General features: G+C 33.9%; 7 protein-coding genes. All 7 read right to left on the bottom strand.

The features are described 5' to 3' along the window. Nucleotides 1-34: 34 nt before the first annotated feature. Genes EZ428_RS01120 through EZ428_RS01090 form a run of 7 tightly spaced genes read right to left on the bottom strand, consistent with a single transcriptional unit; the run spans nucleotide 35 to nucleotide 13,790 of the window. Complete coding sequence (locus tag EZ428_RS01120; RefSeq protein ID WP_131551272.1) at nucleotides 35-799, bottom strand: enoyl-CoA hydratase/isomerase family protein; 765 nt, start codon at nucleotides 797-799, stop codon at nucleotides 35-37. Further along, nucleotides 796-3,240, bottom strand: a complete 2,445-nt coding sequence (locus EZ428_RS01115) for a TonB-dependent receptor (protein WP_131551271.1) — start codon at nucleotides 3,238-3,240, stop codon at nucleotides 796-798. The genes EZ428_RS01120 and EZ428_RS01115 overlap by 4 nt, the downstream gene beginning before the upstream one ends. A 6-nt stretch (nucleotides 3,241-3,246) precedes the next feature. Continuing rightward, complete coding sequence (locus tag EZ428_RS01110; protein ID WP_131551270.1) at nucleotides 3,247-3,453, bottom strand: hypothetical protein; 207 nt, start codon at nucleotides 3,451-3,453, stop codon at nucleotides 3,247-3,249. Nucleotides 3,454-3,459: 6 nt separating this feature from the next. Next, nucleotides 3,460-5,898 carry a TonB-dependent receptor plug domain-containing protein gene (locus tag EZ428_RS01105; RefSeq protein WP_131551269.1) on the bottom strand — a complete coding sequence of 813 codons (2,439 nt, stop codon included), beginning with the start codon at nucleotides 5,896-5,898 and terminating at the stop codon, nucleotides 3,460-3,462. Further along, entirely contained in the window at nucleotides 5,895-8,348 is a 2,454-nt protein-coding gene (locus EZ428_RS01100; protein WP_131551268.1) for a carboxypeptidase-like regulatory domain-containing protein, read from the bottom strand. The genes EZ428_RS01105 and EZ428_RS01100 overlap by 4 nt, the downstream gene beginning before the upstream one ends. A 1-nt stretch (nucleotide 8,349) precedes the next feature. Continuing rightward, complete coding sequence (locus EZ428_RS01095; RefSeq protein ID WP_131551267.1) at nucleotides 8,350-11,091, bottom strand: carboxypeptidase-like regulatory domain-containing protein; 2,742 nt, start codon at nucleotides 11,089-11,091, stop codon at nucleotides 8,350-8,352. Nucleotides 11,092-11,093: 2 nt separating this feature from the next. After that, nucleotides 11,094-13,790 carry a carboxypeptidase-like regulatory domain-containing protein gene (locus tag EZ428_RS01090; RefSeq protein ID WP_131551266.1) on the bottom strand — a complete coding sequence of 899 codons (2,697 nt, stop codon included), beginning with the start codon at nucleotides 13,788-13,790 and terminating at the stop codon, nucleotides 11,094-11,096. Nucleotides 13,791-13,802: the final 12 nt, after the last annotated feature.

Genomic DNA, 13,802 nt, shown 5'->3' with positions numbered 1-13,802 from the left:
TTGATAAGAACTAAAAATAGCCAATTGAAAGCTATTAAGCTTTTCTTTGTAGACTATCAATAATTGTTTTTAAAATGGCTCTTGTGCTTGGAGACCACCATTGTTTGAGCATAATTTCTAAATCTGCAGTTTGATCGGAACTTGTAGAGTTAATTAGGTCTTTTCTGATATTAATTTTACTTTTCGACCAAGTGTTTCCTTCAAACGCCATATATTTTCTGGCTTTTCTTTCTGCAGTAGTTAAAATACTTTCAGGCTTAACAATTTCGTCAATTAAACCTATAGCTAGTGCCTCTTCAGGATTGAATAATTTCCCTTCTAATAAACTTCTTGTGGCATTTGCTTTTCCAAGCCAAAATGAATAAAGATTAAAAATGCTGTTTGGAACAATTATTCCCACAGGTACTTCATTTAAACCGATGATATATTTACCTTCTGCCATCACACGTGCATCGCAAGCAAGTGCAATTACACAACCGCCAGCAGGACTATGGCCATTTATCGCGGCAACTAAAGGCTTTTTAAAAGCAGTTATTTTGGACACAAAATTGAGAAATAAATACCAGAAACTTTTGGCCTCCTCCTCATTGTAGTTGTATAATTCTATTAGATCTAATCCTGCAGAAAAAAAATGTTCTTTTCCAGTTATCATTACCCCCCCAATATTTGCGTCAGTTTCTATGCTTTGCAATATATCGGTTAATTCGGTAACCATTTCATGGTTTAAAGAATTTGATTTACCTCGATTTAATGTGATGATTGCCAATCGATCTTTGACAGTTACTTCTATTGTTTTCATAAGTTTTGTTTTACTTGGTAAGTATATACTTTTCTGCCAATATTCCCATAAGTATCCATCCCTTCTACAGTAACTCTATAAGTGCCTCGTGTACTTGCATTAAAGAAATTGAAAGTTGCTTTACCATTTTCATCTGTGTTTAAGTTTGGTTTCCAATAAATGGTGCTACGCAAGTCTAGCATTTCCTGATTGGTTTTTGGGTCATCATAATCAGGGGAATAAAACTCTTTAGTAGCAGTAAAGCCACGACTGCTAATTTTAACCAAATTTGTTTGAACATTGGTTACAGGTCCACCTCCTGTTTTCGTAGTAATATAAACAATACCCCAAGCGCCATCAGATCCGTAGACGGATAAATTAAACAAAGAGGTTAAAACTTCTATCCCAGCTATATCTTGGGGATTCATTGCCTGTAATATGCCAGGAAAATCTCTTTGATTAATTTGAACGCCATCGATAATTAATAACATAGGTGGCTGACTAGTTATAGACATTGATGATCTTCTAACCGCAGCTTGTTTAATCATATTGTTTACCACCATTACACCAGGCACCCTAGTAAAAACTGAATATATATTTGTTTCATATTTTAACTTATCACCTTTAATTACATAGTCTGCGGCAGCACTTCTATTTGCAGAGTTAGGCACATTAAGTAATGGTTTTAGCGCTCTTTTACCAGTAATAATAACAGGCTTTAATAAAATGCCTTTATCTAGCTTATTAAATTTATTTAGTTCAAAAAACATTTCTTTGGTGCTTTGTAAATAAGGCAACATATTGATGGAATTACCAATGTATTGATGATCAATTATTGGAGCCCTATCGTTAACAATGATATTTATCTTCGGGTTGTTTTTGCTTGATTTGCTGTGTAAGATAAATGTAGCCGTATCTGGTATAGCTAACTTGTCAAAAACAAAATTACCTTTGATATCAGATAAGGTGTCTAAGTTGAATCTATAAGATGAACTGTTAGAAAACATGATTACCTTGGCATTTGACAAAGGCCTGTTACCCCAAGAAGTAATCTTGCCAGCTATTTCTAACGATTTTTCTGGTCTAAAGGTCATTTCGGGCTCTTTTTGGTTGTTTACATCATTCCAATTGAATCTTCTCCAACCTTGGGTTAACAATAAATTATCGAGTTGCTTATCTCTATTTTGATTTGCTAGATTGAAATAATAATTGGGTTTTTCTATAAATCCTTTTAGGTCTGCAGTTAATAAAAGGTTTGACATGATGGTAATTTCTTCATCTTCATTAACCAGTACTTTTTCTGCATCGGTTACTGATACTGAAAAATTACCATCGATAGAGTTATTATTTGCATCAGTTACAAACAAACTTAGATCCATTTTCTTTTTAGTGGTAATAGCGCTAGTATAATTTTTAACTTCAATTTTTAAAGCATCATTGTTGTTTACAAAAATTAAACGTTCTGAAACAGGCTTGCTTTCTGCATTGAATAAGGTAAACTGAACTATACCAGTAGGGAAACTCTTTTTGGGGATATTAGCAGTAAATACTGCATTATCTATTTTGCTGGTAAAAGAAGCATACATTACGCCATTAGATTGTGCAACAACAAACATTTCTTTTCCATTTACCAAATCTGGGCTGCATGAAATCTTTACATTGATATTTTCATCAACTGTGTTAATTGCTAAACCGTAACCACTTTCTGCAATTTCTGGAAAGTTAAATGATTTCAAATTTCCATCAGTCATTAATACATAAGCAGTATAGTTCTCTTTAGCTATTGGCATTAATGCAAAAACCCCCATACCCATATTTTCTGTAGTAAATTCTGCAATTTTTTCTTTGTTTCTGTTTAAAACGTACCCAGAAAGATTAGCCCCCAAACCATCAGAAGTTACCGCCTTTACACCTACTTTGTTTCTAATACCTGCAACTAAGTTTCCTCCTTCTGGGAAGAATTTGATGCTTAAGTCAAGTTTTTTCTCCTTTATTTTTGTGGCTGTAATTGGGTCTAAGATATTTCCAATCTTTATAAACTTTTCAAAATAAAAATCGTCGGCATAGTTGCGCATGTAATTTGTATAGGCGCGAATGCGGTAGGTGCCAGAGGTTAGTGAATCTATTAAATTTATGTTGCCAGCTGCCATCCCATTTTCTACTGAAAGTGTAACTTTTTTCATTAGCATATTTTGACTGTTGATTAAATCAACATACAATACATTACTCAACAATGAAGGTTCGTTCTTTTCTGCCGTTACCAAGTAAGCCTTTAGCCAAATGTCTTCACCTATTGCATAATAGGGTTTATCTAAGTGCAAATGAGCCTTTTCTTGTGGGTAATTTGCAGTTATTTTGGCAAGATGTTTCAGTAACCTTTCAAGTGGAGTTTCATCAATTTTAAAACTCAGCAAGAAGATCGTAAGTATACTCAATGTCCAAATGGTGATTTTATTTTTCATAAAAAACTAATTTATTTGTGCTTTAAACCAAATATCTTCTTCTATGGCGTGATATTGCTTGTCTAAATGCAGATGAACCTTTTCTTGCGGATAATTTGAAGTTTTTTTGGCAAGGTGTTTCAATAACTTTTCAAGCGGAGTTTCATCAATTTTAATCCCAAGTAGCGTAAAAGATAGAATGAACAGGAGAAAAAGTTTAATTCTGTACTGCATAAGCTATTAATTAGGTTGACCAACTTTATAAGTAAATATCTTTCTGCCAATATTCCCAAAGGCATCCATTCCCTCTATAATAATTCTATAGGTTGTAGGGCTGCTTGCACTAAAGTAACTGAAATTTGCAATCCCCTTGGCATCAGTATTTACATTTGGATCCCAATATATTGTACTTCTTAAATCTAGCATTTGCTGATTAATTTTTGGGTCATCATAGTTAGGTGAATAAAATTCTTTTTTGATTGTAAAGCCACGATTCCTGACACTTGTGGTATTAGTTGATGGCGGATTTACTCCTGTACTTCCGTTTTTTGTAGTAATATAAACAATGCCCCAATATCCGTCTTCTCCATATACAGATGTATTATAATTGCTTGTTAAAACTTCAATCCCTTCAATATCAAGAGGATTCATTGAAGATATAAATCCCGGCTGTTCTGCCTGTTTAACATATACCCCATCTAATATGATAAGCATAGGTTGAGCAGATTGTGTCAAAGAGATGGTCCTATTAGATGCCCTATAAATCATCCCATTTTTTACTAAAACCCCACCAATTTTACTAAAGGCAGTTAAAATGTTAGTTTCATATGCTAACTGATCACTTTTTACTACCCTATCAGCAGCACCACTGGCATTTGCAGAGTTTGGAATGTTAATTAATGGCTTTAACGCTCTTATACCAACAATATTTACGGTGTTAAGCAAAATTCCTTTGTCAAGTAAATTGAACTTATTAAGTTCGTTAAACATTGTTTTTGTGTCTTCCACATATGTTGAAATATCTATTGCATTGCCAGTGTATTTATTGTTGTTAATTACAGGATAAGGATTAACTTTTAAGTTGATGTTTTTATTGTCTTTTCCTTGTTTAGCTTGCAGAATGAATGCAGCGCTATCAGGTATATCTAGCATATCAAAAACAAAATTCCCATTAGCATCAGAAACCGTGTCTAGTAAAAGAGGATAGCCTTTTGTTTTAGAAAACATAGTTATTTTTGCATTTGGCATCGGTTTGTTACCAAGTGAGCTTACTTTTCCTGCTATTTCTAAGCTTTGTTCAGGTCTAAAAGTTATTTCTGTATCCTTTTCATTGATTAAATCTTGCCAAAGAAAACGTCTCCAGCCTTGCGTTAACAATAGATTGTCTAAATGACTTTCTCTATCTGCATTGGCAGTATTAAAATAATAATTTGGCATCTCAATAAATCCTTTTAAATCAGATGTTAATAAAAGATTTGATAGGATAGTCTTTTCTTCATCCTCATTTATAGCAACTTTTGAAACATCAGTTACGGCCACAGAGAAACTTCCATCAACAGGGTTTCCTGAAATGTCAGTAGCAACCATATTTATGGTAGACTTCTTTTTAATAATGGCATTCTCAGTATTCTTGATTTCAATGCGGAGTTCGTCGTTATGGTTTACAAAAATTAATCGTTCTGCAACAGGTTTGCTAATGGAATTAAAAAGCGTAATATGAACCATGCCAGTTGGAAAATTCTTTTTTGGGATACTTGCAGATAAAGAAGGCTTATCTACCTTGCTTGTAAATGAAGCATAAATAACTCCGTTAGCTTGTGCTACTACATACACATCCTTTGAATCTACTAGGTCTGCTGTGCTAGATATCCGAATATTAATATTATCACTTATCGCATTAACAGCTAAAGCATACCCGGTCTCCATAACGGATGGTAAATCGAATAATTTACTGGTGCCATCTGCTAATGTTACAATTGCAGTATATTTTTCTGAGGCTTGCGGAGTTAACGCAAAAATGCCCATTCCGGCATGTACAGTTTTAAATTCTGCAACTTTTTCTTTATTTCTATTGATGATGTATCCAGAAAGATTAGCCCCCAATCCATCAGAAGTAACAGCTTTAACCCCAATTTTGCTTCTAATACCTTTAATTAAATTTCCCCCTTCTGGAAAAAATTGAAGATCAAGATCTACCTTTTTTTCTTTTGTTTTATTTGCAATAATAGGGTCTAAGATATTTCCAATGGTGACGAATTTTTCAAAGAAGAATTGGTCATCATAATTGCGCATATAATTAGTGTATGCTCTTACTTTATAGGTGCCAGAACCAAGGGAGTCTAAGAGGCTAAAATTCCCATAACCAAAACCCTTATCCATTGAAATAGTTGATTTCTTTAGGATTTGATTTTTGTTATTTATTAGATCAACATAAAGAACTTTACTGAGCAATGATGGCTCGTTTTTTTCGGCAGTTACAACATAAGCTTTAAACCAGATGTCTTCACCAATAACATAATAGGGCTTGTCGAAATGTAAATGGATTTTTTCTTGAGGGTATGTAGCCGTTATTTTCGCTAGTTGTTTTAGCAGTTTTTCCAGTGGTGTATCGTCAATTTTAAAACCGAATATGATTATTGTTAATAAGGAGAGTACAATTAGGTTAAACTTAGTTTTCATAGTGTTTTATGATTTTTTTGATAAGTATATGTTTTTCTGCCTAAGTTGCCGAAGCTGTCCATCCCTTCTATTATTACTCGATAACTTTTTGCATTAGAACTAGGAAAGTTAATGGTTGCTTTTCCATTAATATCCGTGTTAACGTTTGGATTCCAATAGATTGTGCTTCTTAAGGTATATGCATTAGATTCTTTCTTATTTTTAGGGTCAAATTTTGAAGTGTAAAATTGTTTTGGGCTGGAGAAACCATAATTAGAAAGCTGAGCCGTATTATAAGTCGTGAAAGAAGGGTCATTAATGACTGGTTCCACTGCACCAGATTTAGTGGTAATGAGAATTACACCCCAGTAGCCATCATCATAAATTGCTGTATTGTAATTTGAGATTAAAACTTCTATGCCTTCTACTGTTGAAGCTTGCATCCAACCTAGTGCTTCCTGAGATGCTAAAGGAGAACCGTCTACAATAACTAACATTGGCTGTTGTTTACCTTTAAAATTTGGCGCTATAGATGTGGTATTCTTTATTGTTCTTATGATTTTACCTTCTACTATTTTTACCCCAGGAACACCAAAAAACAGTTCGAACATAGTCCCATTTTTATCTTTGAAGCGCTCTTTTGGAACTACATAATCAGCACTTCCATTTCTGCTTTTTGAATTGGGAATGTTTACGATTGGTTTTAGGTCCTTTTTTTTATTGATATTAACAGTCTTAAGTTTAATGCCTTCTGGGCTAGATTCATAAATTCCATTGTATTGTTCTTTTGCATTGTCAATGTAACTTTGAATATCAAACTGAATATTAAACTGTTTTTTCTCGTCAATCTTCGGTCCTTCATTTAATATAAGTTTGACATTTTTATCACCTGTAGTCGATTTTGCCTGCAAAATAAAGTTAATAGAATCGGGTATATCTAATCTATCAAAGGAAAACCTACCCACATGATTTGAGGTGGTATCTAAAATCATATCGTAACCATTTGTTGTAGACATTAATACAATTTTGGCATTGGCAATTGGATTGTTTTTTAAATCTGTAACCAAGCCAGAAATTTCTAGGCTTTTTTCAACATTGTAAGTTATAGCTCGATCTTTATTATTAATAAGGTCTTTCCAAGTAAATCTTCTCCAACCTTGTGTTAATAAAAGATTGTCTAATTGACGTTCTTTACCTGGATTTATATTGTTAAAATAATAATTAGGTTGCTCGATAAACCCCTTTAAGTCTGAGCTAAGTAATAGGTTAGAAAGGATTGTATTTTCATCATCTTCATTAAATATAACTTTGCTTTCATCAACGACAGAAATCGAAAAATTACCATCAATTGGGTTGTTGTTAACATCAGTTGATGTTAAGTTTAAGGTGCTTTGATTATTCTGAACTACAGTCTTTAGTTCAGACAGGCTAATCTTTAATTGATCCTTATGGTTAATGAAAACTATACGTTCTGCAACTGGTGTTAGATTCTCAAATAGTGTAAACTGAATAATTCCAGTGGGGAATTTAGATTTTGCTATAGTAGCTGTGAAAATTGGACTATCAAAATTTGTTGTTGAGGTAAAATATGTTGTTCCATTACATTGAGCTATAAGATTTAATTTTTGTCCATTAACTAGATCTGAACTGGAAGCAATTTTTATGGTTAAATTTTCTGAAGAAGTATTGACTGACAAACTGTAGCCCCTTTCCTCAATTTTTAGAAAATTAAAAGAGGAAGTGCTACCATCGGCATTAACTACAATTGCTTGGTAAGTTTTGCCTTTAACAGGGCTTAATGCGAAAATCCCCATACCTGCATGCTCTGTTTCAAACACAGCAACCCTTTGTTTAGCCTCATCAATAATATATCCAGAAACATTTATTCCAAAACCAGTTTCATCAATTGCTTTAACCCCAACTTTACTTCTTATACCGTAAATTATACTTCCACCTTCAGGAAAAAATTGAAGGTCTATATTCTTTTTATGGTCCTTAATGGGTTTTGATTTATTGATTTCTGCCAAGTTTTGTAAGCTAATCGTTCTTTCAAAGAAAAAATTATTATCAAAATTGCGCATATAATTGGTATATGCTCTTATTCTGTAATTTCCAGAAGCTATTGAGTCTGGTATTGTTAATTGCCCCAGCGCTTTCCCACTATCAATGTTTAAAATCAATTTTTTAGCAACTTTATTTTCTTGATTTATCAAATCAATATAAAGTATCTTACTAAGGTTTGAAGGTTCATTTTTTTCGGCACTTACTACATACGCCTTAAGCCAAATATCTTCGCCCATGGTATAATATGGTTTATCTAGGTGTAAATGAACCTTTTCTTGCGGATATTTCCTTGTAAACTCTTCTAATTTTTTAAGAAGCGCAGTTATAGGGTCATCTTCGGCAATAAAAGACGAAAAACTGAATGAACTTAATGCGCATACCAAGCAAATAATAATCCTTTTTTTCATTTTAATTCACTTGATAAGTTATTACTTTTCTAGCCAAATTTCCTTCAACATCTATCCCTTCGATTACTATTCTATAGTTGCCTGCTCTATCTGTGTTATAGTAATTGATATTTGCCTTTCCGGTAGCATCTGTTACAACATTTGGGTTCCAAAGAATAGTTGTGCGTAAGTCAGGGTTTTTATCAGGATTTGTGTCATATTTGGGGGAATAGAATTGTCTAGTTGTATCATAACCTTTTGGAGTAAAAATGGTAATTCCTGGGGCATTAATTTCAGACATTTTTCTTCCTTTTCCTCGTTTTGTGGTAATGATGAGCAGGCCATTCTGTCCAACGGAACCGTAAGCAGCAATGTATCCAGCTGATTGCAACACTTCAACACTTTCTATCTCACCAATAGGTATATCATCTAATGAGAAATTTCCAAGCAGCATCCCGTCAAGTGAAACTGCCAACAATTTTACATCTGGAAGTTCACCCGGTACTTTTGAGGACCCTATGGGCAATCTGGTAGAAAATGGATAACCTGAGCTATCTGCAACACCCATAATTCTTCCTTGTGCGATATATTGTGCTAACGAAAATGAGTTCTCGAGATCCTTTGCGGTAATAATCTTATCGGCATTGCCCCGGCCATTGTAATTTGAACTATTGACTGAAGCGCTATCTTTTTTGTCAATTTTCTTTACAATATTTACAGTCTTGAGTTGATTTGTCCTATTTAAGAAACCCTTTTTATATTGCTCGTCAAAATAATCACCGCTCTCCATTAGGTATTTCATCATTGATGTATTCACATTAACCTCAATGTCCCCAATTTTTACATTTCTATTTATAGGTTGCTCATGAAACTTGTCTAAGGCGATTTTAACGTCTTTTTTCCCTTCCTTATTACTGGCCTGCAACATAAATTTGATACTGTCTCCGAAACTAACTTCATCAAAAATGAAACGACCCATTTCATTAGTTGCTGTACTAGCCATTACCATTCCCTTAGATGTAGAGAGTAAAGTTATTTTTCCATTAACTACAGGCTTATTACCATTAGTTGTTACCAAGCCACTAATACTCATGTTTTTTTCTGCTGGAAAACCTGTTGCAGGTAATGGGGGGCTATTTATTTCATTCCAATCTATCTTTCTCCATCCTTGGGTAAGTAATAAATTATCTAGCTCTATTGCTGTTGTGTTTTCTTTATTTAAAAAGTAATGATTTGGTTTTTCTACAAAGCCTTTAAGGTCTGAGGTAAGCAGTAGGCTAGTTAGTATATTGGATTCGTTATCTAAGTCTGTTGCTATAACCTCTGAGTTTGTAATGGCTATAGAAAAACTACCTTGAACAGGTTGGTTATTATTTGAGCTAACTATATCAAAATTTACATTCCCCTTTTTTGTGTAAACTGACTTAAAATTATTAAGACTTAAGTTGATCTTATCACTTGAGTTATTTACAAAGATTATCCGTTCGCTAACAGGTAAATTTTCTGGCGAGAAGAGCGTAAGTTGAATGATCCCCGAAGGAAATTTTGCTTTCGGTAAAACAACTGTAGAGATTTGTTTTGTGGTTGAAATTTTTGTTGTCGTTAACACTTCTCCGTTGTGCTGAGCAATTAAACTCAATTCTCCTTTATTTAATAGATTTTCAGTAAGCATAACCTTTACGGATGCTTTTGCAGTATCAAGGTTGTTTACTGAAAATGTGTAACCGCCATCTTCTGCTACTGGAAGCTTAATTATTCTCTCCATGCCATTTGCCAGCTTTATTTTTGCAATGTAGATTTTTCCTGCTGATGGATTAAGAGAAAAGGAACCCATTCCCAAATAGGTAGACTCGAAAGTTAAAACTTCCAGTCCTTCATTATCTATAATTACCCCGCTAACATTTTCTCCAATACCGTTGTTATTAATCGCTTTAAAGGCCACCTTACAGGGGAGTCCTTCAATCAATCTTCCGCCCTCAGGAAAAAATTGAACGTCAACAGCAGTTGAAACAGATTTAATAGGGATTGTATTGATAACTTTAGAGCCATCAGGCATAGAAACCGTTGTTTTTATAAGTCCAGTTTTTTTAACGCTGAGTTCCTTGTTTATGGTTTCGATGGTAATCTCTCCATTTGCATTGGTTATCGTATTACCCTTGCTACCAACTGTATTATTTAATCGTGTTTCAAAAGCAACAACCGCATTATTATAAGGCCTTCCGGTTTTATTTGTAAATTGTATTGTACTTTTTAGCTTTTCAATATTATTGTCTACACTATACGAATTATTGGTTTTGGTAAAAACCTTATTCGCCCAGCTATTGCCTATTTTGATGTTTTTATCGAAAAAGAAATCAGATCCTGCGTTTCGCATCCACTGTGTATACGCTCTTATTCTATAATTACCTTCTGCTAGCGAATCTGACAGTTTAAAATCACCCCACGCAATTCCAGAAATCATCTGTAACTTCAATTGCTTCGTCAATGAATCTTTTTCATTAATTAAATCAATATACAAAATGTTGCTGATTGAAGTTGGTTCAGATGTTTTACTGTCAATTACATAAGCCTTAAACCAAATATCATCGCCTATAGCGTAGTAAGGCTTATCTAAATGGAGATAGACTTTTTCTTGAGGAAATTTTTTCGTAAACTCTTCTAATTTTTTAAGAAGAGCAGTTATAGGATCATCATCGATAATAAATGCCGAAAAACTAAATAGACTTAACGTGCATATTAAGCAAATGACAATCTTTTTTTTCATTTTTAATTAACTTTGTAAGTCACCACTTTTCTAGCCAAATTTCCTTCAACATCTATTCCTTCAATTACAATTCTGTATGTCCCTGCTTGATCAGTATTGAAATAATTTAAGTTTGCTTTTCCAGTAGGATCAGTAACTAAATGAGGATTCCAATAAACAGTTGATCTAAAGTCTGGCTTTGGGTCTGGTGTTGCAGTATATTTTGGAGAATAAAACTCTCTCATTGGATAGTAGCCTTTTGGCGAATAAGTTACAATTCCAGGAGAATATCTATTATAGTTACTTTCTGTTCCTGCACCTCTTTTAGTGGTAATAACCAAAACTCCACTACCACCATTTGAGCCATAAATGGCAGTATTTGCACCGGGTTTTAAAACTTCAACCGATTCAATATCGTTTACTGGAATATCATCCATATTGAATTCGCCACCCATATTCATTCCGTCTAAAACAATAGCCATCGGGCTTCTCCCACCAGCTCTCATTGAAAATGCTTGACCATTAGTTACAGTTACGCCTGCAATTCTACCTTGTATGTATTGTGAAAGAGAAAAAGCTGTTTCTAAATCTTTAGCCGTTACAATAAAATCTGCCCGCCCTGCACCGTTTAAATTTGAAGAGTTTGGAGCAGGATTTTTCTTCTCTACAATCTTAACCTCATCTAACAAAATGGTGCGATTTAATAAACCTCTTTTTACTTGTTCGTTGAAATATTTATCACTCTGATTAAGGTATTCCATCATCGATTCATTAACATTAACCTCAATATCTCCGGTGTTTTTGTTAACTGTTACAATTTGTGCGGGCTGTACATCTAGATTTATTTCAACGTTTTTGTTTTCTTTGCTCGTTCTTGCCTGAACAATAAACTTCACGCTATCACCAAAAATGATGTCTTTAAAGTTGAAACGACCATTTGCATCACTTACCGTATCTGTGGCGAAAAAACCTCCTGAGTTAGAAAACAAAGCAACTTTGCCATTAGCTACTGGTTTGCCGCCCTTTGTAATGGTACCACTAATGTTCATACCCTTTTCAGGCTGATAAGTGATGGCTGGAAATTGACCACTTGCCACATTCTTCCAGTTTATCTTTCTCCAGCCTTGTGTAAGTAATAGGTTATCTAACTCTATTCTAGTTTTCATAGTATTATCTAAAAAATAATGGTTAGGTTTTTCTACATAACCAACCAAGTCTGATGTTAATAACAAACTAGTTAAGATATTACTTTCATTTTCTAAATCTGGAGTTACTGCTGCTGTATTGGTAACTGAGATTGAGAAGCTGCCTTGAAGTGGCTTTCCTACATTGGTGGCCATTAAATCTGCACTTACGTTCGCTCTTTTGCCATAGTTGGCATTTAAATTCTGAACGTTTACATCAATTTTATCGATAGCATTATTAATGAAAGCCAAACGTTCGCAAACTGGTAAATTTTCTGGTGAGAATAAGGTAATTTGAACAATGCCCGAAGGAAATTCATTTTTTGGAATGGAAACAGATACAAGTTGTTTTCCTGTTGGAATTCTAGTTGAAAAATAAACACTTCCATTATGCTGGCCAACCAAACTTAGTTCCCCTTTATTTATCAAGTCTGGAGATAGATATACCTTAACAGCTATTTTTGATGTATCTGTGTTGTTTACCGAAAGTACATATCCTGAAGGTGCGGGTTTAGGTAATGGGATTGTTTTCTCGTTACCATTTGCAAATTTCACTTTAGCGCTATATATTTTTCCTGGTAATGGATTTAGTATTAAAGAACCCATACCTAAGTAAGTGGTTTCGAAACTTAAAATTTCTGTGCCTTCATTATCAATTATTTTACCAGTTATGTCTTGGCCTAAGCCATTACTGTTAACGGCTTTTATGGCAACTTTTGTCGGTAATCCTTCAACCAATCCTCCTCCTTCTGGAAAAAACTGAACATCAATATTTGAAGATGTAGTTTTAACAGGGATTATTTTAACAATTTTTTTGTTGTTCTCTAAGGTTATTGTGGCTATGATTTTTCCTGACTTATAAACATCTGGTTGAGTATTAGTATAATTTACAACTATTTCTCCTTTGGAATTTGTAACACCTTTCCCCTTTGCTACGCTTCTATTGCTCAATTGCACTTCATAAGTAACATTTGAACTAATGTAGGGCACCCCATCTTTACTTGTAAACGATATTGTTGTGGCTACTTTCTCAGCAGTTCCTTCGGTGCTTAAAACATTATTGGTTTTAGTAAACACTTTGTTTGCCCAAGAGTTACCAATTTTGATGGTTTTGTCATAAAAGAATTCAGGACCAGCGTTACGCATGTATTGTGTATAAGCTCTAATTCTATAGTTCCCCTCACTTAATGAATCTGTAAGCTTAAAATCTCCAGCTGTAATCCCACTTTCCATAGGTAATTTAAGCTGCTTCTTAATAGAATCTTTCTCATTAATTAACTCAACATAAAGAATTTTACTCAGTGTTGAAGGCGCTGACGTTTTAGAGTTAATAATGTAGGCTTTAAACCAAATGTTATCACCTATTGCATAATAAGGTTTGTCTAAGTGTAGATAAACTTTTTCTTGCGCATATTTTGATGAAAATTCATCTAGTTTTTTTAAAAGAGCTGTTATTGGGTCGTCATCTGTGATAAAAGCAGAAAAACTAAGGATAGAGAGCAGTGCAACAGAAAGGATGATTAACTTTTTTTTCATTTGGCTATTATA

Origin of the sequence: Pedobacter frigiditerrae (assembly GCF_004331645.1) — a bacterium.
GTDB lineage: Bacteria > Bacteroidota > Bacteroidia > Sphingobacteriales > Sphingobacteriaceae > Pedobacter > Pedobacter frigiditerrae.
This window is presented reverse-complemented; position numbering and strand designations above follow the sequence as displayed.

What these genes read in the sequence shown, in the direction of transcription:
- EZ428_RS01100 (WP_131551268.1), bottom strand. Translation starts at nt 8,348, where the DNA reads ATGAAAAAAAGGATTATTATTTGCTTGGTATGCGCATTAAGTTCATTC.
- EZ428_RS01110 (WP_131551270.1), bottom strand. Translation starts at nt 3,453, where the DNA reads ATGCAGTACAGAATTAAACTTTTTCTCCTGTTCATTCTATCTTTTACG.
- EZ428_RS01115 (WP_131551271.1), bottom strand. Translation starts at nt 3,240, where the DNA reads ATGAAAAATAAAATCACCATTTGGACATTGAGTATACTTACGATCTTC.
- EZ428_RS01095 (WP_131551267.1), bottom strand. Translation starts at nt 11,091, where the DNA reads ATGAAAAAAAAGATTGTCATTTGCTTAATATGCACGTTAAGTCTATTT.
- EZ428_RS01090 (WP_131551266.1), bottom strand. Translation starts at nt 13,790, where the DNA reads ATGAAAAAAAAGTTAATCATCCTTTCTGTTGCACTGCTCTCTATCCTT.
- EZ428_RS01120 (WP_131551272.1), bottom strand. Translation starts at nt 799, where the DNA reads ATGAAAACAATAGAAGTAACTGTCAAAGATCGATTGGCAATCATCACA.
- EZ428_RS01105 (WP_131551269.1), bottom strand. Translation starts at nt 5,898, where the DNA reads ATGAAAACTAAGTTTAACCTAATTGTACTCTCCTTATTAACAATAATC.